21 protein-coding genes are annotated in these 25,449 nt (G+C 60.3%); 4 read left to right on the forward strand and 17 right to left on the reverse strand.

Features of this window, described 5'->3' with window-relative positions:
• The 9 genes from FHX05_RS15105 to FHX05_RS15145 form a co-directional block, all read right to left on the reverse strand.
• Positions 1-657 (reverse strand): glutathione S-transferase family protein, encoded by a 657-nt coding sequence (locus FHX05_RS15105; RefSeq protein ID WP_183872655.1) that lies wholly within the window; start codon positions 655-657, stop codon positions 1-3.
• Complete coding sequence (locus tag FHX05_RS15110; RefSeq protein ID WP_112609893.1) at positions 654-1,499, reverse strand: aromatic ring-hydroxylating dioxygenase subunit alpha; 846 nt, start codon at positions 1,497-1,499, stop codon at positions 654-656. Before FHX05_RS15110 ends, FHX05_RS15105 begins: the two co-directional genes overlap by 4 nt.
• Positions 1,496-2,140 (reverse strand): Rieske 2Fe-2S domain-containing protein, encoded by a 645-nt coding sequence (locus FHX05_RS15115; protein ID WP_112609895.1) that lies wholly within the window; start codon positions 2,138-2,140, stop codon positions 1,496-1,498. The genes FHX05_RS15110 and FHX05_RS15115 overlap by 4 nt, the downstream gene beginning before the upstream one ends.
• A gap of 138 nt (positions 2,141-2,278) precedes the next feature.
• Complete coding sequence (locus FHX05_RS15120; protein WP_183712000.1) at positions 2,279-2,563, reverse strand: acylphosphatase; 285 nt, start codon at positions 2,561-2,563, stop codon at positions 2,279-2,281.
• Between the two features lie 121 nt (positions 2,564-2,684).
• Positions 2,685-4,199, reverse strand: coding sequence for an ABC transporter substrate-binding protein (locus FHX05_RS15125; protein WP_183872657.1), 1,515 nt, complete (start codon positions 4,197-4,199; stop codon positions 2,685-2,687).
• A gap of 19 nt (positions 4,200-4,218) precedes the next feature.
• Positions 4,219-5,922 carry an ABC transporter ATP-binding protein gene (locus FHX05_RS15130; protein ID WP_183872659.1) on the reverse strand — a complete coding sequence of 568 codons (1,704 nt, stop codon included), beginning with the start codon at positions 5,920-5,922 and terminating at the stop codon, positions 4,219-4,221.
• A complete protein-coding gene (locus FHX05_RS15135; RefSeq protein WP_183872661.1) occupies positions 5,919-6,770 on the reverse strand; it encodes an ABC transporter permease in 852 nt (283 codons plus the stop codon). Before FHX05_RS15135 ends, FHX05_RS15130 begins: the two co-directional genes overlap by 4 nt.
• A complete protein-coding gene (locus FHX05_RS15140; RefSeq protein WP_183872663.1) occupies positions 6,767-7,705 on the reverse strand; it encodes an ABC transporter permease in 939 nt (312 codons plus the stop codon). The genes FHX05_RS15135 and FHX05_RS15140 overlap by 4 nt, the downstream gene beginning before the upstream one ends.
• A 51-nt stretch (positions 7,706-7,756) precedes the next feature.
• Positions 7,757-8,647, reverse strand: a complete 891-nt coding sequence (locus FHX05_RS15145; protein WP_183872665.1) for a proline iminopeptidase-family hydrolase — start codon at positions 8,645-8,647, stop codon at positions 7,757-7,759.
• A 131-nt stretch (positions 8,648-8,778) separates the two neighbouring features.
• On the opposite strand from FHX05_RS15145, the gene FHX05_RS15150 reads away from it, so the two are divergent.
• Together FHX05_RS15150 and FHX05_RS15155 are read left to right on the forward strand one after the other, a co-directional pair.
• Complete coding sequence (locus tag FHX05_RS15150) at positions 8,779-9,561, forward strand: LuxR family transcriptional regulator (RefSeq protein WP_183872667.1); 783 nt, start codon at positions 8,779-8,781, stop codon at positions 9,559-9,561.
• Between the two features lie 54 nt (positions 9,562-9,615).
• Complete coding sequence (locus tag FHX05_RS15155; RefSeq protein ID WP_183872669.1) at positions 9,616-10,530, forward strand: proline iminopeptidase-family hydrolase; 915 nt, start codon at positions 9,616-9,618, stop codon at positions 10,528-10,530.
• A gap of 92 nt (positions 10,531-10,622) precedes the next feature.
• Here the strand turns inward: FHX05_RS15155 and FHX05_RS15160 are convergent, their stop codons facing one another.
• From FHX05_RS15160 to FHX05_RS15175, 4 genes are all read right to left on the reverse strand, one after another.
• A complete protein-coding gene (locus FHX05_RS15160; protein WP_183872671.1) occupies positions 10,623-11,867 on the reverse strand; it encodes an amidohydrolase family protein in 1,245 nt (414 codons plus the stop codon).
• The gene (locus FHX05_RS15165) at positions 11,864-13,438 is read right to left on the reverse strand and encodes a gamma-glutamyltransferase family protein (RefSeq protein WP_183872673.1); all 1,575 of its coding nucleotides are present in this window, start codon (positions 13,436-13,438) and stop codon (positions 11,864-11,866) included. The genes FHX05_RS15160 and FHX05_RS15165 overlap by 4 nt, the downstream gene beginning before the upstream one ends.
• Before the next feature lie 439 nt (positions 13,439-13,877).
• The gene (locus tag FHX05_RS15170; RefSeq protein WP_183872675.1) at positions 13,878-17,036 is read right to left on the reverse strand and encodes an efflux RND transporter permease subunit; all 3,159 of its coding nucleotides are present in this window, start codon (positions 17,034-17,036) and stop codon (positions 13,878-13,880) included.
• Between the two features lie 7 nt (positions 17,037-17,043).
• Positions 17,044-18,126 (reverse strand): efflux RND transporter periplasmic adaptor subunit, encoded by a 1,083-nt coding sequence (locus FHX05_RS15175; protein ID WP_348648319.1) that lies wholly within the window; start codon positions 18,124-18,126, stop codon positions 17,044-17,046.
• A 337-nt stretch (positions 18,127-18,463) separates the two neighbouring features.
• Here FHX05_RS15175 and FHX05_RS15180 point away from each other — a divergent pair, with 337 nt between their 5' ends.
• Both FHX05_RS15180 and FHX05_RS15185 read left to right on the forward strand, forming a co-directional pair.
• Positions 18,464-19,156, forward strand: a complete 693-nt coding sequence (locus FHX05_RS15180; RefSeq protein ID WP_183872678.1) for a response regulator — start codon at positions 18,464-18,466, stop codon at positions 19,154-19,156.
• Positions 19,113-20,198, forward strand: coding sequence for a HAMP domain-containing sensor histidine kinase (locus FHX05_RS15185; RefSeq protein ID WP_246698954.1), 1,086 nt, complete (start codon positions 19,113-19,115; stop codon positions 20,196-20,198). The genes FHX05_RS15180 and FHX05_RS15185 overlap by 44 nt, the downstream gene beginning before the upstream one ends.
• 48 nt (positions 20,199-20,246) lie before the next feature.
• Here the strand turns inward: FHX05_RS15185 and FHX05_RS15190 are convergent, their stop codons facing one another.
• The 4 genes from FHX05_RS15190 to FHX05_RS15205 all read right to left on the reverse strand — a co-directional run bounded on the left by FHX05_RS15190 (position 20,247) and on the right by FHX05_RS15205 (position 25,347).
• Positions 20,247-21,122, reverse strand: a complete 876-nt coding sequence (locus FHX05_RS15190) for an NAD(P)H-binding protein (protein WP_183872680.1) — start codon at positions 21,120-21,122, stop codon at positions 20,247-20,249.
• Positions 21,123-21,221: 99 nt separating this feature from the next.
• Positions 21,222-22,079, reverse strand: a complete 858-nt coding sequence (locus FHX05_RS15195; protein WP_183872682.1) for an AraC family transcriptional regulator — start codon at positions 22,077-22,079, stop codon at positions 21,222-21,224.
• 217 nt (positions 22,080-22,296) lie between these two features.
• Complete coding sequence (locus FHX05_RS15200; RefSeq protein WP_246698955.1) at positions 22,297-23,352, reverse strand: hypothetical protein; 1,056 nt, start codon at positions 23,350-23,352, stop codon at positions 22,297-22,299.
• A 366-nt stretch (positions 23,353-23,718) separates the two neighbouring features.
• The gene (locus FHX05_RS15205; RefSeq protein WP_112609931.1) at positions 23,719-25,347 is read right to left on the reverse strand and encodes an MFS transporter; all 1,629 of its coding nucleotides are present in this window, start codon (positions 25,345-25,347) and stop codon (positions 23,719-23,721) included.
• Between the last annotated feature and the right edge of the window lie 102 nt (positions 25,348-25,449).

Genomic DNA, 25,449 nt, shown 5'->3' on the forward strand with positions numbered 1-25,449 from the left:
TCACCTCTGCGCCGCCGGGTGCGGATCGGGTTTCAGCTCGTGCAGGCGGTGAATGCCGGGCATTTCGATGAAACCGGGCAGGCTGCGGATGGCGCGCATCCAGAGCCGGATCAACGGGTAGGGGTCAAGCGAGATGCCGCCGTCGGGCGCAAGCGCGACATAGGGAAAGCAGGCGATATCGGCGATCGTCGCCCGGCTTGCTGCAAGGAATTGCATGCCGCGCTCGCCCTGTTCGAAGAGGCCAGCTTCGAGTTCGCGCAGGGCAGTAATCCCCTGAGCCTGTAGAAGCTTAATGTCACCCGGTCGCAGGAGCATTTCGTGGAGCCGTGCGCCACCAAGATTGGCTGTCAGGCGATGCGAAAAGGAGAGCCACTGCTGCACGCGCGCGGTCTCCTGCGGCGAATCCTGCCCCAGCCATTCCGGCGCAGAATTGGCCGCGAGATAGGCAAGCATCGCCGAGGATTCGGTGAGCACGAGATCGCCATCTTCGAGGATCGGGATGGAGCCCGCCGGATTGAGCGCCATAAGCTCCGGCCCGCGATGCTCCGCGCCGGGATGGAAGTCGACGGGCCGGATGTCGAGCTTGATGCCGAGGATCGCGGCCATCAGCCGGATCTTGTAGCAACTCGGCGATAAGATGTAGTCATAGAGTTTCATTGTGCGACCAACTGTGCGCCGTAGGTATAGTTATGGCGCTTGAGCCATCGCCGGTAGGCGACCGAGGTGAGGTCGGCCCTTGTCGGAATTTCCATGCCGGGATCGAGCGGAAGAAGCGCGGGTATCTGGTTTTCGAGGATCGAGCGGTCCTGCAGGAAGATCGTCTGCTGAAAGTGGATGAGGTCCGTCATCGGCGTTTCATCATCGAAGAGCGCCATCCACGGCCATACGTCGCATAGGTCTTCAGCGAGCGGCTGGACGAACAAGGTTATGACGTCCCATTCGCTAGGGCGCGGAGGGCATGTCTTGTAGAGGACGGAACAGGTCGGGGCTGGCACGCGATACATGTATTCAGTGGTAATGCCGCCGGTCGCGGATTTTGCAGCCTGCGGCTGGTAGAATTTTACTTGCGTTGCCCAGACTTCATCGACACCCTCGCGGATCTCGACCTTATAGTTTTCGACTTCCGTATGCGGTTCCGCACCGAGGATGTCGGTGTGGACAAAGGGAAAATGCGCGATGTCGAGAAAGTTCTCTACGGCGCGAAGCGGCGAGCAGCGCACACGGACCACGCCGACATCGACGAAGCGCCGGCCCGGCTGATCAGCCTCCGGAATGGCGAAAAGCTCCTTCTCCGGGTTCCCGAGGGAAGACCAGACATGGCCATACCGCACCCGGACGGGGAGGGCCCTTCCCTCGGCAGTAATCACCTGCGCATTGCCATGCCGATCGCGCGCGACCTCGATCGCCTCGCCCATTAGCCAGGTCTTGCTTCCCTTCTCGCTGAGTTGGCTGAAGAGGCCGACAGGATACCATTCATCCATCATGGCGCCGACTTTCATTCCGCGATCTCCCTATGGCGCTCTTCCGCCGTACGGCGAATGGATTCGACAATCCGAGACGCCGCAATGCGGTCTGCCGGGCTGCGATCCCTGTCGATCATGAGAAGTAGGAGCGCATGCTTTTCCTGTGGCGCCAGAAGCAACCCAATCCAGGGAAATTCCGGCAAGCGGATCAGTTCCCTAGCATCGATCTTCGCCCCTGCCGCGGCCTCGATTGCCGCGACATCCGCTTTCACGCCTAGAGTGCGTAAAGGGACCAGCTCGTCAAGCTGTGGAGGCTGCGTCGCCGGCTGTCCGACGGCTGCCCATAAGATGCCGCCCGCTTCTTCGATTTGCTGGACGGCGACACGAATGGTTTCCGGGGGAACCAGATCCGGATGGGCGGGAATGCGAATACATCCGCCTGACACCGCATAGCTCCAACCGTGATAGATGCAGGACAGCGCTTCGCCGCGGACGAAACCATGCGACAATCTCATTCCGCGATGCGGACAGCGATCGGAAGATGCAGTTGCGCGGCCCGACTGACTGCGCCACAGGGCAATCGGGCCAACCGATGTCCAGGCCGGTATGACGGTTCCTGGCGGCAGATCAGAGGAAAGGGCGACTGGCGCCCAGGATCCGGCCCCATCAAATGGCATGGTCTCAACTCTCTAATTTCACCAATGGCTTAGCGCCGCTGGTCATAGGCAGGCACTGATGCCTGCATCCCCGTAGCGTTCAAAGATTTTGCATAAATAATTCGCATTGGCAACAATGATTAAATAAAAGGCAATAGATCAGGAATTTCTAAGATGCGATGGCTGCGGGTCATTCATGACCCTGCGCTGAATCTCGTCTACCCAGACGTCGATCGGACCGAGTGAGCAGCCCATTTCCAGCATGTCGATTAGTTCCACAGGCCCGGTGACCTCAAATTCGATCCGGTCTGCATCGGAATGGAAAAACGTCTGCGAAAGCCCGAGCTTGTTGGCGTGACGCTGGATCCAGGGGACGAACGAGGCTGCGTTAAGGTCGCCCAGTATCGTCATGCGCTCCCGAAATTCACCTTGCGGCACGTGCATTCGCCAATGATCCTTGCCTCGCATCAAGATGACAGAATAACCGCTTCGTGGGTTTGCGAAAGGGGTCATCTTACAAAGCAATGCTCCGCCGCCCCTGTGGACAGCGGAGCATGGGGCCATGTCAATTCTTGACTGTATCTTCCAGGAAGAAGCGGCCGAGCGGGTTTTGATGGAAATTATCGACGTTCTTGCGCGCGACGTTGATATAGGGGCTGTAGTAAAGGTCGATCCAGTTGACGTCATCCTTCGCCATCTTCTGCAGATCGACATACATCTCTTCGCGCTTCTTGGGATCGAGCTCCAGGCGGGCCTTGGCAACCAGCTCCTTCACGGCCTCATTCTTGTAGTTGGTTGAATAGTTGTTGTTGGAATCGTGACCGAGCACGAAGGTCGTCTTCTGGTCCGGATCAAGGATATCGTTGGTCCAGTAGTTGACTGAGATGTCGTAATCACCGGCAACGGTCATGTCCCATTCCTGGCTCGGATCGACCTTCTGCAGGTTGGCGGTAATGCCGGCCTTGGCAAGCTGTTGCTGCACCAGGACGGCCGTCTGCTCATCCACTTCATCGCCGGCGCGAATGAGGTACTTTACAGTGAGATTGGAGACGCCTGCTGCCGAAAGCATCTGCTTGGCCTTCTCCGGATCGTAGGGGCGTTGCGGATTATCCGCATAGTAATACAAGGCGCCTTTGGGGATATAGGAGTTTGCAACCGTGCCCTGATGGAAGGTAACGGCGTCGACGATCGCCTTCTTGTCGATCGCCATGTCGAGGGCCTGGCGGACTTCCTTCTTGCCGAGGTCGCCATGGGCATGGTTGATCAGCAGGTGATCCTCACGCGTGGACGGATCGATCAGCACGTTGAGGTTCGGGTCCTTTTTCAGTTCTTCCACGCGCGAGAACGGAACGAAAATGGCGGTATCGAGCTGGCCGGCCTGCACGTTCAGCATCCGCGTGTTGTCGTCCGGTACCGAAATCCATTCGACGCCGTCGAGCTTCACGCGGTCGGCCTGCCAGAAGTTCGGGTTCTTCTTCAGGATGATGCGATCGCCGCGGCGCCATTCCTCGACGGAGAAGGCGCCCGAGGCGATTGGCTTTTCGGCATAGGCATCAGCGCCTAATGATTGCATGCCGGCCTTCGAGATGACCGAGGCATTCGGAAGCGCAAGCGTCGACAGGAAGGGTGCAGATGCGTGCTTGAGCTTGATCGTCAGCGTGTGCGGATCAGTCGCGACGGCGGTATCGATAACCTTGTAGGAATCGCTCCAGAGCGACGCCGGATCGTCGCGGATGCGCAGAAGGCTGAAGGCCGCATCATCAGCCGTCAGCGGCGAGCCATCGGAAAATTTCGCATCGCGGATCTTGAAGACATAGGTCAAACCGTCATCCGAGGTCGTCCAGCTTTCCGCGAGACCCGGCTCCAGCTTCGTGCCCGTCTTGTCGACGCGCACCAGCACGTCGTAGACGTTGGAGAACACCCAGTTGTCGATATTCTGCGCCGTCTTGATCGGATCGAACGTCGTCGAATCCTCGCGGCGGCCGATGGTGAGTACGCCGGCCGCTTCTACATAGCTCGCGCTCAGCGTCAGGCCGGCGAGAATGGCGGCAAGCCCGATTGTTTTCCACTTGTTGGTCATGAATTTGTTCCCTTCGTTGTTATCGCATGCGTTTGGCTGATTGGGTCTGCCCTGCCTGTGCCGCGTCGCGTTCGCCATGCAAGGGCCTGTCCGGATCGATATCGGGAATGGCTGCTATGAGCGCCGCGGTATAGGCATGTTTCGGGTGGGAGAAGATTTCCTGCGAGCGGCCTTCCTCGACGATCTCGCCGCGATACATCACGACGGTCCGCTCACAGAGATTGCGCACGATGGCGAGGTCGTGGGCGATGAAGATCAAGGTCAGGTTCATCCTGCGCGTCAGCTCACGGAAGAGATCGATGATCTGCGCCTGGATGGTGACATCGAGGGCAGCCACGCATTCGTCGGCGATGATGAGCTTCGGGTTGACCGCAAGTGCCCTTGCAATGCCGGCGCGCTGGCATTGGCCGCCGCTCATGCTGCGCGGCTTGCGATCGGCGAATTCGCGCTCCAGCCCGACGAGATCGAGCAATTCGCCGATGCGTGCTGGGATCTCAGCCTTTGCGACCTTGCCCTGGACTTTCAGCACCTCGGCAAGCGTCTGGCCGATCGTCAGGCGCGGGTTGAGTGCGTTGAACGGGTCTTGGAAGACCATGGCCGTTTCGCGCCGGAGCCTTGCCAGGCCGGCGCTCTTCTGCTGGGTCAGATCGATACCGTCGAAAGTCACATGACCGGAGGAGATCGGGGTAAGGCCGAGGACGGCGCGCGCAAGCGTGCTCTTGCCGCTGCCGGATTCGCCGACGATGCCGATGGTTTCGCCCGGCATGACCTGCAGGCTGACGCCGGAAACGGCGCTGACCGTCTTTGCCCCGCTGCCCTTTAAGAAACCGCCGCCGACCCTGAAGTCGACACGCAGGTCATCGATTTCGAGAAGCGGCTTGGCTGACCTCTCCGGCCTTGTGGGTTCCGGCTGCGTCATCACCGCTTCGTCGGGCAGGGAAGGGTGGCTGTTGATCAGATCGATCGTATAGGGATTTTCAGGCCGGCTGAGGATCGTCCTTTTGGGACCCTGTTCAAGCAGCCGGCCGCTGCGCATGACGGCGATCCTGTCGCAGGTCTGGGCGACGATGCCGAGATCGTGGGTGATAAGTATGATCGAAAGCCCGCGCTTGTCGCGAATGTCGATCAGCAGCCGCAGGATCTGCGCCTGGATGGTGACGTCGAGCGCCGTCGTCGGCTCATCGGCGATGAGGACCTTAGGATTACAGGAGAGCGCGACGCCGATCATGGCACGCTGCCGCATTCCGCCGGAAAACTCGTGCGGATAGCTGTCATACTGCCTTTTGGGATCAGGAAAGCCGACCTGCTCAAGGATCTCGATTGCTGCTGCGCGCGCCTCGCGCGTTTTGAGCCCCTGATGGTAGCGGATGCCTTCGGCGATCTGGTCGCCGATGCGCATGACAGGATCGAGATGGCTCGTCGGATTCTGGAAGATCATGCCGATCTCGCCGCCACGCACCTTAAGCATCTCGGCGTCACTGATTTCTGTGAGCTCTCGCCGTTCGAGGCGAATGGAGCCGCTTTCGATCTTCAGAAGCGACGAGGGTAGCAGCCGCACCAGCGAGCGGCACAAGAGGCTCTTGCCCGAGCCGCTCTCGCCGACAAGGCCGAGAATCTCGCCCTTGCCGAGATCGAGCGAAACGCTGTCGATCAGCGTGCGGGTGCCACCATCGAGTCTTGCCTTGACCACGAGGTCTCGAACGGAGAGCAGGGAGTCGCTCATTCATGCACCCCCAGCAGCTCGCCGAGTGCATCGCCCAACATGCTGAAGCCGAAGGCGAGGCAGACGATGGACAGGCCGGGAAACAGCGTGATCCACCAGGCCGTGGTGATGAAGCTCTGGCCTTCCGCCACCATGACACCCCATTCGGCAAGTGGCGGCTGAACCCCGAGGCCGAGATAGCTGACGGCCGCGCCGCTCAGGAGCACCAGAACGGCATCCGACATGGAAAAGACGATCGAGCCGGCAATGGCGTTCGGCAGCAGGTGGCGGAACATGATCCTAGGCCGGCTGAAGCCGAGACTGACGGCAGCAACGGCATAATCGCTGCCCTTCAGCACCAGCATCTGCGCGCGGATGAGGCGGGCATAGGAGACCCAGCCGACCAGGGCCATAGCAATATAGAAGCTGCTCAGCCCCGGTCCCAGAATGGCGATGATCGACAGCATCAGCACCAGGAAGGGGAAGGCGAGAATGATATCGACGATGCGCATGAAGAGCGCGTCAATAATGCCGCCGAAAAAGCCGGCGGTGGTGCCGACCGTCGTGCCGATCAGAAACGGGAAGAGCACGCCGATGACGGCGATCTGCAGATCGATGCGCGCACCCCAGATGACGCGCGAAAGGATGTCTCGTCCGAAATTGTCGGTGCCGAACGGATGCAGGAACGACGGCGCCTGCAGGCGCATGTCGGCATTCTGGAAGATTGGGTCATAGGGCGCGACAAGTGGCGCTGAAATCGCCAGAAGTAAGAAGAACAGAAGGATGCCGCCGCCGAGCGTCAGCGTCAGGTGCTTCCCCAAAAATCTGTTCCAGCCAAGGGATGCGGTCGCTGTTGCCTCGATGCTCATAGCTTCACCCGCGGATCAACGGCGACTGTGACGATATCGGCGAAGAAATTGACCAGCACCGTGGCGCACGCAAAGACCATCGCAACACCCTGAACGACCATGTAGTCGCGCGAGAAGATGGCGCGCACCAGCAGCTGTCCCATGCCGGGCAGGGCAAAGACGCTTTCGACGACGACCGTGCCGCCGATCAGCCAGCCGATGTTGACGGCGAGCAGGTTGATTGATGGCACCAGCGAGTTCGGCACGACATGCCGCCAGAAGACGATACCCTCCGGCATGCCGCGGGCGCGGGCCGCAGTCGCAACATCCGATTTAAGAGATTCGATCATCGCCGCCCGCAGGCTGCGGGTTAGCACCGTCGAAAGCGATAGCGCAACGGTCAGAGCCGGCAGGATGAGATGGGCGATCTTCTCGCCGATCGTCGAGCCGTAGCCCGAGACCGGCAGGACGCCGAGCTGGACGCTGAAGAGGATGATCATCATCAGCCCCAGCCAAAAGGGCGGAAAGCCGATGCCGAAGGTCGAGACGACGCGCACGATATGATCCGGTGCGCGACCGACATTGCGTGCGGCAATCGCCGACATCGGCACTGCAATCAGGATCGACAGGATGACGCTCGAGACGACCAGTGCGATCGTCGGCTCGATCCGGGTCGAAATCAGCGGCAGCACGTCGATCTTGTAGAGGATCGATTTGCCCATCTCGCCATTGCCGAGGTTTTTGATGAAATAGAAATATTGCATCCACATCGGCTGATCGAGGCCATATTGCGCCCGAATGCTGGCAAGCGCTGTCGGGGTGGCGCGTGTGCCGAGGATATTGCGCGCGGGATCGCCGGGAATGAGGCGGACCAGAACGAAGGTGATGACGCTGATGCCGAAGAGGACGGGCAGGAATTGCAGCGGCCGTGTCAGTACGAATCTATAGCGATGCATGGCGGCGATCGCCCCCTTGTCGTCGGTGGGATTGGATCACCTTAACTTGCATCAGCTTGCCCTATGCCGTGACAGGAAATCGAGGAGCGCCGGATAGTAATCCCACGGGTTCTCATAGAAGGGCATGTGGCTGGCATTGGTGAAAACCTTGAGTTCGGCATCCTTCAAGGCAAGCTTCATCCTGAGCGCGCAGGCCGGCGTCAACTCGTCATGTTCGCCCGCCGTGATCAGCACCGGCATGGCAAGTTGCGGAAGGTCCGGAATGCGGTTCCAGTCCTTGAGATTGCCGATATAGAGAAATTCGTTCGGCCCCTGCATCGTCTCGTAGGGACCCATGTTCCAATCGTCGAGCGAACGGCGGAGCGGTGCCGGCCATTCCTGCAGGCGGCAGACATGGCGATAGTTGAGTATGGTGACGGCGGCGAGATATTCGGGGTGGTTATAGGTGCCTTGCGCCTCGTGCTTCTGCATCATCGCGACCGTTTCCGGGCCGAGTGCCGCGCGCAGCCGCTCCAGCTCCGAAATCAGATGCGGCATGTCCGCGACAGTATCTTCGAGGATCAGCGTCTGCAAGTTCTCGGGATAGGTCAGCGCATAGTCGATCGCCAGCCAGCCGCCCCAGGAGTGGCCGAGCATATGGACCTTGCCGAGGCCGAGCGCCTTGCGGACGGTCTCGGTCTCCTCCACGTAACGGCCGATGGTCCATAAACCCTTGTCGGTCGGGCGGTCTGAGGCGCCGGTGCCGAGCTGGTCGAAGGCAACGACCCTGTACCCCTTGTCGACCAGGCAGGAATGAGCCTCGCGCAGATAGTCGCAGGGCAGGCCGGGGCCGCCGTTCAGGCAGAAGACCGTCTCAGGGCCGCTGCCAAAGCTGTAGGCGACCACCTTATAGCCATCGACCTCGACGACATGCCGCGCCTCCGGCTCAATTTCACGCCACATTGACAACTCCGGCGAAAGATTCTGCTTGCTCAATATTTGAGCATGGCTAAATTTTTACCTTAAACCGCGCTCGGCACCAGCTATAAGAAGTGATAGGTTGGGAGGTCGCAGGCACAGATTGGAACCGCTGCATGTTCGATCAAATCGGAACCATCAGGCGCCAGTTCACGGCGCATCAGACGCTGGACGGCCGCATCGACCATATCTTCGAGGGTATGAAGGCAATCGGCTTCGAGGCTTTGATCTACGATTATTCGCCGGTGCCCTACGACCTTGACGGCAAGATCATGATCCCATCGCTTTTAAAGCTCAGGAACATCTCCGACGACATGTATGAATACTGGTTCGATCGCGGCTATTTCCGCATCGATCCGGTGCAGCAGGTGGCGCTACGAACCTCGGCGCCCTTCTTCTGGAATTATGATCCCGACGCCGATACGCTGATCAAGCGCTTCATGAGCGAGGACACGGTTCCCGTTGCGCGCTACCTGAGCGAGCGCGACATGTCGACGGGTGTCACGGTGCCGGTGCACATGCCGCGCGGCGATTACGCGACGGTCACGGGAATTCGCTTTGGTGCCAACAAGGAGTTCGAGCGCGACGCCCTGCGTTATATCGCCGATTTCAACCTGCTTGCGCATGTCTTCCACGAGACGGCCTATTCGCTCTTCGACACCGCAGCGCTGAGTGTCGGCAAGATCCGGCTGACGGAGCGCGAAAGGGAATGCCTGCGCTATTCCGCCGAGGGCTATTCCGCCAAGGAGATTTCCCGCATCATCGATCGCTCGGTGCCGACGGTCGTCATGCATTTGAATGCCGCGGCAAAGAAGCTCGGCGCAAAGAACCGCACGCAGGCGGTCGTCCGTGCCACGCATTATCGGCTGCTGGACGCACAGCCATCCTATAACTTCTGATAGCTGCCGCAGCCGTTTCGGTCGCGTTATGGTCTGGTCCATCGAAGCCTGGAGATGGAGAGACACGTGGCCGCAATCCCGACGCAGGAAGCCTTTCTGCCCTTTCGCGAATACCGGACATGGTACCGCATCACCGGTTCGCTCGATTCCGGCAGGCTGCCGCTCGTCGTCGCCCATGGCGGGCCTGGCTGCACCCATGATTATGTCGATAGCTTCAAGGGCATTGCCGAAATCGATGGCCGCGCCGTCATTCACTACGATCAACTCGGCAACGGCAAGTCCACGCGCCTGCCAGAGAAAGGCCCTGATTTCTGGACACCGGCGCTTTTCCTGGATGAGCTGGACACGCTGCTGAGGCACCTCGGCATTCAGGATCGCTATGCCTTTCTCGGACAGTCCTGGGGCGGCATGCTGGGTGCCGAACATGCGGTGCGTCGACCGAAGGGGCTGAAGGCATTGGTGATCGCCAATTCGCCGGCCAACATGCATACCTGGGTCGCAGAAGCGAATCGCCTTCGCGAGGAGCTGCCGCAAGAGGTGCAGGACACATTATTGAAGCACGAACGCGCCGGCACGATCACCGATCCGGAATATATCGTCGCCTCCCGCGTCTTCTATGATCGCCATGTCTGCCGGGTCGTGCCCTGGCCGGAGGAGGTTGCCCGCACCTTCGCCACCATGGACGAGGACAATACCGTCTACCGCAACATGAATGGCCCGACCGAGTTTCACGTCATCGGCACGATGAAGGACTGGACGATCGAAGACAGACTTCCGCTCATCGAGGCGCCTACCTTGCTGATCTCAGGCAAATATGACGAGGCGACGCCTCTGGTGGTCAAGCCTTATGTCGATCGTGTGAGGGGCTGCGAGTGGGTGCTCTTTGAAAATTCGAGCCATATGCCGCATGTCGAAGAGAAGGATCTTTGCCTGAAGACGGTCTCGGAGTTCCTGGAGCGGTATGACTGATCTTTCGGCCTTAGCGGGGTATCCAATTGCGCTGCCCGCCTCGCTTCTTCCTTCGTGGACCACTTCGGTCCCCGATGGATGGCGCGGTCGTTCTAGATCGGTTTGTGGAGCATAGGGCGACCGTTGTCGAAGCTCTTGCGCCCCTTTTTCCAGCCGGCAATCACACGGGCAATCTCGCGCACGGCCGCATTGGGGCCGGCGCTGTCGAGGAGCACGATCGTTGCTTCGTCGCCCGCCTGCAGACGCGTGCTGCCATCGAGTTGGCCCGCTGCCATTCCGCTCACCATGTCGAAAACCAAGGCCATATCTTCGTCACGCGAAAGCTGGGCCACATTGGCGTAAAGATTAGCCATGCGGATTAGCGAAGCGTCGCCATAGGGCGTGAAGGGATTAAGAATATTGTTGGTCGCAATCGACGTGGCGACCCCTCTTCCGGCGAGCAGATGGGCCGGCGCTACACCACGTGGAACCAGGCGGTCGTGTCCGCGGCCCATCAGAAACAGATCGGTTGCCGGCAGCACCGACAGAGCGATCCCGGCTTTTGCCAGGTCATCTGCGATGGCAAGCAGCTGTGCCTGTGGCATAGCCGACAGATTGGTGACGTGGCCGATCGATACGCGGCCCTGCCAGCCATGACGGAGCGTCGCGTCGATCACCTTGGGCAGATCGGTTCGATCCGGATCGAGACTGAAATCGAGATGAAAGTCGACCGCAACATTGTGCTTTGATGCCAATGCGAAAATCATGTCCACATGCCGGCCGGGAGAGGGATCCGTATAAGGACAGCCTCCCACCAGATCTGCACCATCGGCAAGTGCTGCGTCGAGCATATCGTATGTTTGCGGATCGTTCGTCAGCCCGTCCTGGGCAAAGGCGCAGATTTCGATGTCGATCGCGAAAGCATAATCCCCACGGACACGCTTGATCGCTTCAAAGGAGCGGAAGCCTGCGCGCGGATCGATCTCGACGAAGGTTCGCATCCTCGTCGTGCCGTGCGAAATCGCTCTCTCCACGACGCGTGCAGCGCGCGAATAAACATCGGCTTCTTCAAAACCTACCTTGGCTTTGGCGACTTCCTGCACGGCCTCGCTCAACGTACCCTCGCAAATTGCGCAGCGGTCGAGAATGCAGGCCTTGTCGAGATGGATATGGGTATCGACAAATCCGCCGAAGGCGAAGCTTCCCTCGCCGTCGACGTCCGATACAGCGTCGCACCGAATGCGGGGTTCTATGGCTGCGATCCGGTCGCCCCGAACTGCGATGTCGACGAAATCGCCGTCCTCCGCGATGCGAACGTTACGGATGATGAGATCGAATTGTTGATCGCTGGCGCTCAAAGTAGGATCGCGCCTCCATCGCTGCGCGGATCATGCGCGCCGTCGATCGATCCGTCGTTTCCGATGCGGATGACACCGGCTTGGCCGCCAAGCGGACTGAGAGCGCCGATTGTCGAGATCTCATGTCCCATGGCGGCAAGGGCCGACACCAATTCGGCGCCAATATTTTCCTCGATCTTCAGGCTGTCGCGGCTGTTCGAGAATGTGCGGCCGAGCAAAAAGCGCGGGCGTGCAAGGGCGGCAGCGGGATCAAGGCCGTGATCGATCAGCAGGCTGAGCAGCAGCGACAGCGTCTGTGGCTGGCCATCCGCCCCTTGCGTTCCATAGACCAGATGCGGGCGCCCGTTCTTCAGCGCAAGACCTGGATTGAGCGTATAGAAAGGACGCTTTCCAGGCTGGATATGATTGGGGCTTGCCGGATCGGTGCTGAAGGCTGCTCCCCTGTTTTGCCAGAGGAGGCCGGTGTCGCCGATTACCACCCCGCTGCCCCAGTCGAAATACAGGCTTTGCAGCAGGGAGGCGCATCTCCCATTGGCATCCACGGCGGCAAGCAGCGCCGTATCGCCGTGTCGATAGTCTTGCGGCCAAGGCAAGGCCCATGCCGGATCGATCGCGGCAGCCTTGGCCACGAGGCGATCCGGATCGAGAAGGTGTTTCGCGACATCTGCGGCGCAGCGAGGATCGGCGATGGCGTGCCGATCGAGGAATGCCTGTTTCACGGCCTCGACCAGTGCATGATAATAGGCTGGGCTGTCGGGCCGGAAATCTGCCATCGACAGGTGGCCGAGCACACCCATGATGCCGAGGGTGGTTATGCCTTGGGTCGGCGGTGGCGGAGCAAGAAGTATCGTGTCGCGATATGCCTGCCGGAGGGGAGCGACAATATCGGTCCGCGTGGCGGCGAGATCGGCGGCGGAGAGCGGAGAACCGACCTCGGCAAGCCCGCTCGCAATTCGCCGGGCCAGCGCACCCTCGTAGAATTCGCGGGTGCCGTGACGAGCTATGGCCTCGAGCGTCCGGGCCAAAGCGGGCTGGTGCTGGACGCCGCCAGATCGGAAGAGCCCGTTGAAGCCCGGCCAGTCGTTCAGCTCATCGCGCCGGAATTCGTACCAGAAAGCCTGCGACTGACTGACTTGAAAACCATCGTCCGCGAGCGCGATGGCGTCGTCGAGAAGGGCCGGCAATTGTTCGGTGCCTACCCATTCGGCAGCGGAGTAGGCCAGAGCCTTCTCCCAGCTGTCGACGAGACATGCTGTCGTGAGCGTAGAGGCCGGCCCCCGCAGAGGTATCTCTCCCCGCGGCATGGCTGCCGCGGCCTGTCCGATGCCGAGGAAAGTCCGCGCATTACCTTTCTCGTCTGACACCAGCCAGACGGCATCGCCGCCGAGACCGCAGAAATGAGGATAGGTAACCGACAAGGCAGCGCCGGCTGCCACAAGCGCTTCGATTGCATTGCCGCCGCGCTTCAGCACTTTCGCGCCAGCTTGGCTGGCCAGCCAATGCGGTGTCGCGATCATTGCGCTGGAAGACGGCGAATTCGTTTGCGGGGTCTCTTTAGCAGAAGGGCTCATGAGTAGATTTCAGCGATGCTTCCGGTGGCGATGCGGTTTGGCGTGGAGCGACGGCGGCGGCTTTCGACCGATACTCGGCCATTGGAGTCACGAAATCGTCCTTCAGGCTAACGGTAATGACATGCGTTTGGCATGGGCACAATCCTGACGGCATGATCTGCACAACCGTGCATGCAATACCGATGCCATAAGGAATCCTGGTTAGCCGTGCTCAGCATTTCGCCTGCTAAGCTTTTGTGTTTTATTTGGAATAAGTCTGCGGCCAACCATCCCGGAAGAAAGCGGCCTTTGCCGGTTCTCCGAGATTGCCGCAGCCGATGCCTAACAATTCATTTCGTCATGAATAGGTGACGGAAAAAGTGGCAGTCGGTTAAAGGCCTTCGAATTAACCGGCATGATGAGGTCGGCATAAGGCCGTTTTGGAAGATTCTTCTCCTTCTCATCGGGATGGGGGATCGGCGGTGGGTGCGGGCGGGACGTCGGCGCCCGCACCCTTCTCTTCGGCCGGTCTCTTGGTCCGGAGGAGGGACAGCACAAAGACGAAAAAGACCGGGACGAAGAAGACGGCAAGGACCGTTGCGGAGATCATGCCGCCAAGGACGCCCGTACCGATCGCATTCTGGCTGGCGGCACTGGGACCCGTTGCGATCGCCAGCGGCACGACGCCAAGCGTGAAGGCAAGCGACGTCATCACGATCGGGCGGAAGCGGACGCGAGCAGCCTCGGTCGCTGAATCCAGCAGGGACTTGCCTTGTGCGTAATAATCCCTGGCGAACTCGACGATCAGGATGGCGTTTTTCGCCGACAGGCCGATGATCGCAATGAGCCCGACCTTGAAATAAAGGTCGTTCGGCATGTCGCGGAGGATCGCCGCCAATACGCAGCCGATAATGCCGAGTGGTACGACAAGCATGACCGACAGCGGGATCGACCAGCTCTCATAGAGGCCCGCCAGCAGCAGGAAGACGAAGAGGATGCTGAAGGCGAAGAGGATCGGCGCCTGGCTGCCGGAGGCGATTTCCTCGCGCGACTGACCGGACCACTCGTAGCCGAAACCGTCGGGAAGTTCGGATGCGAGGCGTTCCATCTCGGCAATCGCAGAACCCGAAGACTTGCCTGTTGCTGCCTCGCCGGTGATACGGACGGTCGGATAGCCGTTGTAGCCGACGATCTGCGGATCGCCCTTGCGCCAATCAGCGGTCGCGAAGGATGCCAGCGGCACCATCCCGCCGCTTGCGTTGCGGACGTTCAGCTTCATCATGTCTTCCACCTGCATGCGGCTGCGGCCATCCGCCTGCACGATGACCTGCTGCATGCGGCCGGCGTTCGGATAGTCGTTGATATAGGAGGAGCCGAGGTTCGCGGTGATCGCATCGTTGATGTCGGTGAAGCCGACGCCGAAGGTGTTCGCCTTCTCGCGGTCGATCGCAAGCATGATCTGTGCGGCTTCCTGCATGCCCTCGATGCGGACGTTCGTCGCCACGCTGCTCTTGGCCGCCTTTGCCATCAATTCTTCCGCAGCTTGCTTGAGCGCCTTCTGTCCGCGCCCGGCGCGATCCTGGAGCCGGAAGGAGAAGCCGCTCGTCGTTCCGAAACCTTCGATTGGCGGCGGCGAAAGGGCATAGGAGGTGGCGTCCTTCAATCCGGCGAGCTGTGCGTTGACGCGCGCGGCGATTTCCGGCACTGAACTGCCGGCAGGCCGTACGGCCCAGTCCTTGAGCGTAACGAAGGCGATGGCCGAGTTTGGCCCGTTTCCGGAGAAGCTGAAACCCTGGACGGCAAAGACGTTTTCGACGGCCGGTTCGGCCTTGAAAATCGCCTCGATCTGCTTCAGCGACGCGATCGTGCGGTTGGCGCTCGCCTCCGGCGGTCCCTGGACGTCGACAATCAAGATGCCCTGGTCTTCCTCCGGCACGAAGGAACCAGGCAGGTTGACGAAGAGGTAGCCGAGGCCGACGGCAAGTGCGAGATAGACGGCCATCACGCGTCCCGACCGGCGTGCAAGGCCGGCAGCCGTCTTGGTGTAGCCCGCCGTCATTCCGTCGAACTTGCGATTGAACCACCCGCCGAGCCCCTTCTTCTCATGATGATTTCCGTCGATCGGCTTCAGGAAGGTGGCGCAGAGCGCCGGCGTCAGCGACAGCGCCAGGAAGGCGGAGAACATGATCGAGACGACCATCGTCAGCGAGAACTGGCGATAGATGATGCCGGAAGCTCCGGAGAAGAATGCCATCGGAATAAAGACGCAGGACAGCACCAGCGTGATGCCGAGGATGGCGCCGGTGATCTGCTTCATTGCCTTCTGCGTCGCGGCTTTCGGCGGCAAACCCTCTTCGGCCATGATACGCTCGACATTCTCGACCACGACAATGGCGTCATCGACGAGGATGCCGATCGCGAGCACCATGGCAAACATGGTCAGCACGTTGATGGAGAATCCTGTCGCATACATGATGGCGCAGGTTCCGAGCAGGGCAACGGGCACGACGAGCGTCGGGATGACCGTGTAGCGGAAGTTTTGCAGGAAGACGAACATCACGATGAAGACAAGCACGATCGCCTCGATGAGCGTATGCACGACCTTCTCGATCGAGGCATTGACGAAGGGGCTGGTGTCATAGGGGATCGAGTACTCGACACCTTTCGGGAAGAACTTCGACAGCTCGTCCATCTTCGCCTTAACGGCCCCCGAGACGGCAACGGCGTTGCCGGTGGAGGAAAGCTGGATGGCAAGGCCGGCGCTCGGATTGCCGTTGAGCCGGCTTGCAGTCGAATAGGTTTCCGCGCCATCCTCGACGCGGGCGACGTCGCGCAGGCGCACGGTCGAACCGTCGGGATTGGCGCGAAGGATGATGTCACCGAATTGCTTCGCGCTGTTGAGCTGGCCCTCGACGATCACGGTCGCGGTCAGATCCTGGCTGACCGGATTGGGCGTGGCGCCGATCTGACCGGCTGCGACCTGCGCGTTCTGGGCGGTGATTGCCGCGCTGATGTCGGCCGCAGTCAGATGGAGGCCGACCATCTTGTCCGGGTCGATCCAGACGCGCAGCGCCCGCTGCGAGGCGAAGACCTGCGCACGGCCAACACCGGGAAGGCGGCGCAGCTCTCCGAGGATATTGCGGTTGATGTAGTCGCCGAGCGCGATCTCATCCATCTTGCCGTCGGTCGAGGTCAGAGCCGCGATCAGCAGGAAGCCGGCACTGGCTTCTTCGACCTGAATGCCTTGCGTGCGAACCGCCTGCGGCAGTCGCGCCTCGATGCGCCGCACCGCATTTTGCACGTCGACGGTCGCCTTGCCGATATCGGTTCCGGAGACGAAGGTGGCGTTGATGCTCACCGAGCCGGAATTGTCGGAGGTCGACTCGAAATAGGCGATGCCGTGGACGCCGTTCAGCTCCTGCTCGATCAGCCGGGTCACGCCCTGATAGATTTCCTGCGGCGAGGCGCCGGGGTAGGAGGCGGAAATGGAAAGCTGCGGAGGAGCGACGGCGGGATATTGCGCGACCGGCAATATCGGGATGGTAATGATCCCCGCAATCATGATGAAGAAAGCAAAGACCCATGCGAGGACGGGTCGCCTGATAAAGAACTGTGCCATGATTTGATTACTTTGCGGCCTGGTCTGAGGTGTTCGGCTCGGCGCTTGGCGGCGTCCACGGTTCGGCGACGACCTTGCCACCGGGCGTGACCTTCGGGACTCCGTCCGCTATGATGGTTTCGCCATCCTTCAGCCCGGAAAGCACGATCCATTCGGCGCCGAGAGACGTGCCGAGGGCGATGTTGCGCACCTGTGCTGTTTGGTCGGCGGAGATCACGAAAATTTGCGGATTGCCCTCGGCGTCCCTCATCACCGCCCTTTGCGGAATGGTGATGCCGCTCTTCTGGACCGCCTGTTGGATGCGCACGCGGACATACATGCCCGGCAGGAGATCGCCATCGGGATTGGGAAATTCCGCACGCAATGTGACCTGTCCCGTGCTCGGGTCCACATTCGCGTTCGAAAACAGCAGCTTGCCCGGCTTGGAATAGCTCTTTCCACCGTCGAACACGAGCTCGACGGATGCCTGTCCGGGTGCCGGGCTCTGCAGCTTGCCTTCGCTGACGGCCCGCTTCAGCGCCAGGAGGTCCTGCGCGGATTGCGTGAAATCGGCATAGACCGGATCGATCTGCTGGATGAGCGCGAGATTGGACGCGCCTTCCGCGGTCACAAGCGTTCCCTCGGTCACGAGAGCGCCACCGATGATGCCGGTGATGGGCGCTTTTACCTCGGTGTAGTCCAGATTGATCTCAGCTTCGTCGAGGGCGGCTTGCTGAGCCGCGACATCGGCGTCGGCCTGTGCGAGATTGACGGCGGCTGTATCATAGTCGACGGCGGTCGAGACATTGCGCTCTCGCAGCGAGCGCTGGCGTTCCAGCTGTTGCCTCGCATTGGCCTGGACGGCCTTCGCCTTCTGCAAGGCCGCCCTGGCGCTCGCCACCCGCACCTGAAACAGCTTCGGATCGATCCGGTAAAGAACGTCGCCCTTATGGACGAGGCTGCCCTGCTCGAAGACGCGCTCCTGGAGAATGCCCGAGACGCGAGCACGCACCTCGGAGACCCGGGTCGCGGCGATGCGCCCTGGAAGCTCGCTCATGACAGGCACCGGATGCGCCTTGATTTCCAGGACACCGACTGTGGGAGCGGGCATTTCGCTGCTCTCCTGCGCGTAAGCGTGGCTGGAAACCAGCATAAGCATCGCCATTGCCGCCAATATCGCCTTCCCGCAAGGCAGTTCGATTGCAGATCGCATAGATGTATTCCCAATTGACCGGGACGTGAGGAGATCGTCGCTCCGCGTCTCGACGGCATGAACCCATTCGAAAGGAGCCGCTTCAACGCCGCGAATGGCACTTTCGTCCGAGCCTAAGCAAACATCGGGATTGTTGGCCTTCGGTCGACGTTTTGTGGAGGTTTTATGGAGGAGGGCAGAGGAATGTTGACGCGCAGGCCCTGTCTGACGTTTCTATCCGGTAAAGGAGCCTTGGATGGAAAATGCATTGATATTGATCGTCGAGGACGAGCCGGAAATCTCCGATATTCTTGAACGCTATTTTGAGCGCGAGGGGTTTCGTGTGCTGACGGCCTCGGATGGCGAGATCGGGCTTTCCCATCACCAGCGGCTGCGGCCCGATCTCGTCGTCCTCGACGTCAAACTGCCGAAGCTCGACGGTCACACCGTGCTTGCCACCATCCGCCAAAGAGGCGATACGCCTGTTATCATGGTCACGGCACTTGCGGACGATCTCGACAAGCTGCATGGGCTGCGCTCCGGCGCCGACGACTATGTGGTCAAGCCGTTCAACCCGGTCGAGGTGGTCGCCCGGGCGCGGGCGGTTCTGAGACGGGCGACGGGAAGTGCTGCGAACAAGGTGCTGCGGGTCGGCAGGCTCGCAATCGATCCGATCGCCCACATGGCCGTCGTCGAGGACGGCGAAAGCCGCATGCCGTTGAACCTGACGCGCACCGAATTCCGCATCCTCGAATATATGGCTGGGTTCCCGAACAGGGCCTTCGAACGCGGCGAGATCGTCGATGCCTGCCTTCCCGAAGGCGATGCGCTTGACCGCACTGTCGACAGTCACATGAGCAAACTTCGCCGCAAGCTCGATGCCGCCGGTGTCGGCGAGCTTCTCAATGGCGTCAGGGGAGTGGGTTACCGCCTTGGCGATTTCGGTTAGCAACAGCCTTAACAGGCAAATCATCTGGTCGACGACCATCGTCGCCTTCGTCGCTCTGTCGGTGATGTTTTTCGGCTTCCTGATCTACGGCTATGTCTACGAATGGCTGTTCAAGGACTCCGCTCCGCCGGACGACTGGGCCGTCAGCGATTTCGTCGTGCTCGGCATCAACGTGGCGATCGGCCAGGCCGTCGGCGCTTATGTCGGATGGCGGCTTGCCCGGCGCCTCGTCAAGCCCCTGACGGCCGTGACGGAGGCTGCCCGCCTCATTGCGGATGGAGATTTTGCCGGCCGGGCAACCGGCGAAGGCAATTTCGGCGAAGCTGACCGTCTGATCAACGATTTCAATCGGATGGCAGAGGAGCTGCAAAGAGCGGAAAAGGAGCTCCAATATTCGAATTCAGCCATCGCGCACGAGTTGCGCACGCCGCTGACGATCCTGCGCGGGCGCATGCAGGGGCTGGCGGATGGGGTGTTCGAGCCGAGCCAGGAGGTATTCCGCGGATTGATCGGCCATATCGATGCTCTGACGCGCATCGTCGACGACCTCAAGACGCTTTCGCTGATGAATGCCGGGCGCATGGAGCTGCAGCAATCGCGTTTCGACGTTGGAGAAGAAATCGCAGACATCATCGATTCCGTTGGGCCGGCGCTTGCCAGCCTCAGCATCAGGATTGAAACCGACTTGCAGAAGATGCCGGTGATTGCCGATCGGGCGCGCATCCGGCAGGCAATGCTTGCGCTCATCGACAATGTCGCACGCTACGCTCCGGGCTCGAGGTTGAGTGTAGCCTCTCAGGAGGCCGGCAACCTGTGCGTCATCATGGTTTCGGATGACGGCCCCGGCATGACGGCTGCGGAAAGCGAACGGGCCTTTGAGCGGTTCTGGAGGGCCGACGATGCGAGAACGCGAAGAGGCGGCGGGTCAGGCCTCGGCCTCGCCGTCGTCAAGGCGATCGCCGAGGCGCACGGCGGCCACGCGACGATCGACAGCCGCAAGGGTGGCGGCACGACCATCGTGCTGACAATCCCGCGCTGCTGAGATCGTGCGCAGGGCAGCAAATAGCCTGTTCCAGGCGTTCGAGAATCCTCATGCGCTGAGAATCCGCCGCAACGCCTCCACCAATTCGATTGTACCTCGACGGATCTCGCCCACATCTTTTTCGACATCTATTCGGTCCGCATTGTGGGCGGTATAAAGTTCGACCAGTAGTCGCGCATAGTCTTCGGAAAGACCCGCCCGCATGAGTGCGGCTTGCCATTCGGTCTCGGGAAGCGGTTTGGCAACGACCTCGCGCCCGGCCAGCAAGCCGATGGCCGCCGCAACGTCATTCGGCGTATAACGCCGAGGACCTTCGGCATGAACAATCCTTAGCGCGGTGTCCTGCTTTTCCAAAAGCAATTCGGCCGCGATCGAACCCACGTCATAGGCGGAGATGGTCGGAAGAAGCTTGGTCAGCGGATGATAGAAGCTCGGCAATCGGCCGCTATCGGCCGCTACTTTTGCCAGACGCGCCCAGTTCTCCATGTGCTCGGCCGATCGCAGCAGGATAAGCCTTTCGGTCTCCAGCCGACGCAGCCGTGTTTCAAGCGCGTGGAAGATCAAGGTGACGCCGGTGCCAGAGCTATGCTGCGCGCCATAGTCGGAAATGGCAAGAATGGTTCGCGGCTTGGCGGCTGACAGCGCTTCGCCAATACGGTCCACCAGTCGTCTCATGCTGGAATAGGCTTCAGCGGCACGAATATCGACCGGGCAGATGATCTGGACGGCGCTCGCCCCTTCGAATGCGGCCGTCAGCGCCCGATGGTCGTGCACATCGGCAATGGCGATCTCGCAGCCGAGATCCGAAAAAACCTGTGCTTTCGAGCCGTCGCGCAGAATTGCGCGGACCGGAACGCCGGCCTTGCGCAGGGCGGCGATGGTCGTGCGGCCAACCTTGCCGGTGGCGCCCAGAATTGCGTGCATTGCATCTTCTCCTGTCGATTTTCCTGCAGTCTAGCCATGTATGCTCGCGGGATCGCACAGATCCGGATGGTCAATTGCAGGTTTGGACGACAATCGAAGTCATGAATGCATCCGGCTCAGCATGCCGGGGGTGAGGCCGAGGATGCGCCGCATCCAGTGCGTCATGTGGCTCTGATGGGCAAACCCTGTCGCCAAAGCGATTTCGGCGAGCGGCATGTCGGTGGAGAGGATGAGCAATTTGGCGCGCTCGATCCGGCGCGTCAGCACGTAGTGATGAACCGGCACGCCGAAAGTGGCGCGAAAGAGTGGTTTCAAATGCGATACGCTGAGATCGACCGCCGCGGCGAGATCGGCAAGAGACAGCGACTGATCGATATGGGCTTCGATAAAATCCAACAGGCGTCGTTGATGGCGGTTTGTCAAAGTGGCGCCTGTCGCGGCTGTACCGACCGAAGTCTGTTCGCCGCCTTCCACCAGGCGGATCGCCAGCGCCAATCCCAGCGCTTCCGCATAGGTTTTGTCCGACGGGACCGGCGACTCGATTTCGGCCTTGATCGCCCAGGCGATCGATTCAATCCGGGAATCCCGAAGCTGGAATTTTGGTGCCAGAGAAACCGCATCCGAATTTCTGCCGAGCGCTTCTGCGGCGGATTGAAGGAGTTCGTGCTGGATATTCAGGCGTAGAATGGTGCAGTCCCCGTCATCTTCCCACCAGCCATCGAGTCCGGCAGGAACGATATCGATATCGCCATGCGCCTGCCGACGGCGGTATTGACGGCCGTCGCACTCACAAAAAGCATTTACGGCCCGCCCGAAATGAATGCCGAGCCGATGCGTCTGCGACCCCGGCACATGGGTTCGGCCAGCCTGAATACGAAGGAAATTCGCTTCCAGGCCCTTCCAGCCGCGATCCTTGCTGGAGAGGAGTGTCGCGGCGGTGCTGTTCAGCTGGTCCATGATTATGCGCTTCCGCGGATTCTATCGTCCCGAACTGAGGCGATCTCGATCAGGAGAATATAGGTAGAACGGCGTATCCGGTCGAGCTGTCCTCGGAACGATGTACCCGTCACGAACGATGACGTTCTTGCGTCGGAGATCAGGGAATGAAAGGGGAGAATGTCCGGATGAACGCGACCTCGCTGGAGGGATCGCGTCCATCTCGGCTGGTCGAATATTACTTCCAGCTCGTATAGTCCGAGGCGGTGCATCCGAAGGGCGCGCGCTGATCGCCGAAACGCTTCTTCAACTGATCGCAGCCCCAGCGGTTGAGGGGTGCCGGCATCATATTGTTGATATCCATGGCGGGGGAAGTGAATTGCGAGCCGGCGCTGGTCACATACCAGACCCAGTAGCCGAAAATGCCGACAATGAAGAGAAGGATAACTAGGAACCCCCTGGCAAGCCGTGCCATGACGGACGGCCCTCTCTTCCCTTGAACAATGAGTTCCGGCGGATGAGCGCCAAGTTCCGCTGTGAGCGGAGCGAGAATGCCCGCGCGTTCGTCCGCCGAGATGTCGATGCGTTCCAGCCGGCTGTCCAAAAGCACTGGGAGAGCCGTATTCCCATGCCAGACGGCCAGTGCCACGGCCTTGTCGCCCTTTGCGCCGACGACCAGTGGCTCCTCTCCAGGCCCGAAATTCGTATGGGCCGCCCGTCCGGTTTTTCTGCCGCCGATCTTGTCGGCATAGGCCACCATCAGCCGCTTGCCGCGTCGCTGGAAAGCGGTGATTTCCACGGGGACCGGCTCAAGCTGGGCAGGCCGGCGCAGTTGTCCGCGGGCGCGCCAGACGCGCAGGATCTGGAAGATCGCGGCAATGCAGGCGCCGCCAAGAAGAGCGACGAAGACGGCAAGCGTTATGATCCGGTTCCAGAGCATATCCAGTCCGAGGCTGAGGGTCGCCAAGTCTGGATGATCTCTGGAGATGACGAGGTCAGTGTCATAGTCGCCGGCATGGATATCGACGAACATGATTTCGACATCCTTGTCGAAGGTCTGCCCATTGTAGGCATATTTGAGGTGCGCCTCACAGGTGATGAAGAAGCCTCTTCGGGTCGAGCATTTTCCGTCGCGGATATCACCATCGACGAGATTGATGGGGTTTTGGCTGATCGTCCAATCCCTCAATATGCCTGGCGCTTCATAAACTGTTATGAAAACCGTAAGCGCGATCACGATCGCCAGGGCGAAATAGGCGGCCTTCGGCATCGTAATCACGCCCTGAGCGAGCATGATGGCTCTCTGGGGAAGCTTAATCGTCGGAAATATCATTGTCTGCCCTGAAACTCCGAATGGTTGCGTAGGCAGCCGCAAGGCGAGGAGCGAAGCATATGCTTCGCAAAATCCTGGGAGTGATTTGGCGCCCACATTAGCAGCGCGGGAAGATAGGCATTTTGATTGATAGCTCAATATAAGGTTGTGGATCCTTCCCCGACTTTACGATGATGTGATATCAAATGCCTGCAGGGTGTGACCTTTTTGCCTCGCAGGATCAATCGACGGATCGAGCCCGCTGGTTTTCACTTTGAACCGATAGTTCGAGGCCAAAAAGAAATGCAACATGATCATGTCGCCTGGAGCAGGTCTGCGACCGCTCCGTCACGTCGCATCCAGATAGGGTTTCAGGGGCATGTCGTCGTGCCGGGGCACCGTCTGCCGTTCGATCATGTGGTGAATGACCGGCGGCCCGTCGCCACGATGCAGTCTATCTAGCTGTTCGGCGACCTCGACATCGGCATGCGTCTGGCGCTGGCCGTGGCGGACATAGTCGATCCATGTCGGCAGATGGTAGCTTTCCGTCCAGGTGTTTGGCTTTTCGAGATCGCGCAACAGCGACCATTGCTTCGCGCCATCGCGGATTCTCATCCGGCGGCGCTTCGCCATGACGGCCAGGAATTCCTCGACGTCCTCCTGCTCGATGTCGTAGTCCACCATGACGAGGATAGGGCCGCTTCTGGGGCGCAGGTCGAGCTGCAATTGCGGCTCGCTGAAGGTGTTCGTCGGATCCAGATTGAGGGATTCGAAGTCCGGCTGCTGCAACAGGAGGCCAAGCAGACCGCCAATACCGAGAGCGGCGCTTGCGATGAGGAGGGCGCCGGTCACGCCATGGGCATCGGCCAGTTCGCCCCAGAGCCAGCTCCCCACAGCCATGCCACCGAAGGTGGCGGTCTGATAGAGAGACAAAGCGCGGCCGACGACCCAGCGCGGCGTGGAAAGCTGAACCGTGACGTTGAAGAGAGAAAAGGCCTGCACCCATGCGACGCCGGCCGGCATGAGCAGAAGGCAGCTTAGCCATACCTGGTCGCTAAGCGCCAGGAAGAAGCAGCTGACGGCCAGCGTGAAGAAGGCACCACGGATCACCCATTCATTGCTCAGCGCATCGCGGATACGGCCGATCAGCATCGCGCCGCAGATGGCGCCGAAGCCGAAGAAGCCGAGCATGATGCCGTAGGTGATGGCAGTGCCATGCACATGATCGCGTGCAACGAGAGGCAGCAAAGCCAGAATGACGATTGCCGTCAGGCCGAAGACGAAGCTGCGGCACATCACCTTGAGCAGGTTCGGCGACATCTGGACGTAGCGAAATCCGGCAGACATTGCGCTGCCGAAAGACTCGCGCGGCAGCGTGTTGCGCACAGGTGCCTTCTTCCAGCGCCATAGAGTGAAGATTAGTGCAAAATAACAGAAGACGTTGAAGAGAAACGCGAAGGCCGCGCCTGCAGCCGCCACGATGACGCCGCCGATCGCCGGCCCGATGCTGCGCATGAGGTTATAGCTCATGCTGTTGAGCGCCACCGCACCCGGCAGATGCTCGCGCGGCACGACATCGCCCATGGATGCCTGCCATGACGGGTTATGCAGCGCGCCGCCGCAGCCGATCATGAAGGTGAAGCAAAGCAGTAGCCAGGGCGTCAAGGCATTGCTGTAGGACAGGATCGCCAGCGTTGCCGATACGCTGAGCATCAGCGTCTGCGCGATCAGCATGATCCGTCTTCGGTCGTAATTGTCGGCAAGCGCGCCGGCAGCGAGCGAAAAGATCATGACAGGCAGCGTCGTGGAGGATTGAACCAGGGCGACCATGCCATGGGAGGTGGCGAGGCTGGTCATCAGCCAGGCAGCCCCCACACCTTCGACCAATCCGCCGAGATTGGAGATGAGTGTTGCCGACCAGAGAGAACGGAATGTCTTGGACTGAAACGCGACGAGCGGGGAGGTTCTCTTGGGCATGTCGGCTTTTCTTCGCAGGATTGTCTTGCTCGGCGGCAAAGCGGACTCGCTCAAAGCGTACGCACCGCCGAGTCGGTATCAACCCTATAGTGATTTGCTAAC

The sequence above is a fragment of the Rhizobium sp. BK491 genome, assembly GCF_014194925.1.
Taxonomy (GTDB): domain Bacteria; phylum Pseudomonadota; class Alphaproteobacteria; order Rhizobiales; family Rhizobiaceae; genus Rhizobium.

Coding starts and splice junctions, on each gene's coding strand:
- FHX05_RS15180 (WP_183872678.1), top strand. CDS start 18,464: ATGGAAAATGCATTGATATTGATCGTCGAGGACGAGCCGGAAATCTCC.
- FHX05_RS15105 (WP_183872655.1), bottom strand. CDS start 657: ATGAAACTCTATGACTACATCTTATCGCCGAGTTGCTACAAGATCCGG.
- FHX05_RS15130 (WP_183872659.1), bottom strand. CDS start 5,922: ATGAGCGACTCCCTGCTCTCCGTTCGAGACCTCGTGGTCAAGGCAAGA.
- FHX05_RS15200 (WP_246698955.1), bottom strand. CDS start 23,352: ATGCTCGCTCAGGGCGTGATTACGATGCCGAAGGCCGCCTATTTCGCC.
- FHX05_RS15120 (WP_183712000.1), bottom strand. CDS start 2,563: ATGCACGTGCCGCAAGGTGAATTTCGGGAGCGCATGACGATACTGGGC.
- FHX05_RS15110 (WP_112609893.1), bottom strand. CDS start 1,499: ATGAAAGTCGGCGCCATGATGGATGAATGGTATCCTGTCGGCCTCTTC.
- FHX05_RS15125 (WP_183872657.1), bottom strand. CDS start 4,199: ATGACCAACAAGTGGAAAACAATCGGGCTTGCCGCCATTCTCGCCGGC.
- FHX05_RS15205 (WP_112609931.1), bottom strand. CDS start 25,347: ATGCCCAAGAGAACCTCCCCGCTCGTCGCGTTTCAGTCCAAGACATTC.
- FHX05_RS15145 (WP_183872665.1), bottom strand. CDS start 8,647: ATGTGGCGTGAAATTGAGCCGGAGGCGCGGCATGTCGTCGAGGTCGAT.
- FHX05_RS15115 (WP_112609895.1), bottom strand. CDS start 2,140: ATGCCATTTGATGGGGCCGGATCCTGGGCGCCAGTCGCCCTTTCCTCT.
- FHX05_RS15155 (WP_183872669.1), top strand. CDS start 9,616: ATGGAGAGACACGTGGCCGCAATCCCGACGCAGGAAGCCTTTCTGCCC.
- FHX05_RS15150 (WP_183872667.1), top strand. CDS start 8,779: ATGTTCGATCAAATCGGAACCATCAGGCGCCAGTTCACGGCGCATCAG.
- FHX05_RS15195 (WP_183872682.1), bottom strand. CDS start 22,079: ATGGACCAGCTGAACAGCACCGCCGCGACACTCCTCTCCAGCAAGGAT.
- FHX05_RS15190 (WP_183872680.1), bottom strand. CDS start 21,122: ATGCACGCAATTCTGGGCGCCACCGGCAAGGTTGGCCGCACGACCATC.
- FHX05_RS15165 (WP_183872673.1), bottom strand. CDS start 13,438: ATGAGCCCTTCTGCTAAAGAGACCCCGCAAACGAATTCGCCGTCTTCC.
- FHX05_RS15135 (WP_183872661.1), bottom strand. CDS start 6,770: ATGAGCATCGAGGCAACAGCGACCGCATCCCTTGGCTGGAACAGATTT.
- FHX05_RS15185 (WP_246698954.1), top strand. CDS start 19,113: ATGGCGTCAGGGGAGTGGGTTACCGCCTTGGCGATTTCGGTTAGCAAC.
- FHX05_RS15140 (WP_183872663.1), bottom strand. CDS start 7,705: ATGCATCGCTATAGATTCGTACTGACACGGCCGCTGCAATTCCTGCCC.
- FHX05_RS15170 (WP_183872675.1), bottom strand. CDS start 17,036: ATGGCACAGTTCTTTATCAGGCGACCCGTCCTCGCATGGGTCTTTGCT.
- FHX05_RS15175 (WP_348648319.1), bottom strand. CDS start 18,126: ATGCCCGCTCCCACAGTCGGTGTCCTGGAAATCAAGGCGCATCCGGTG.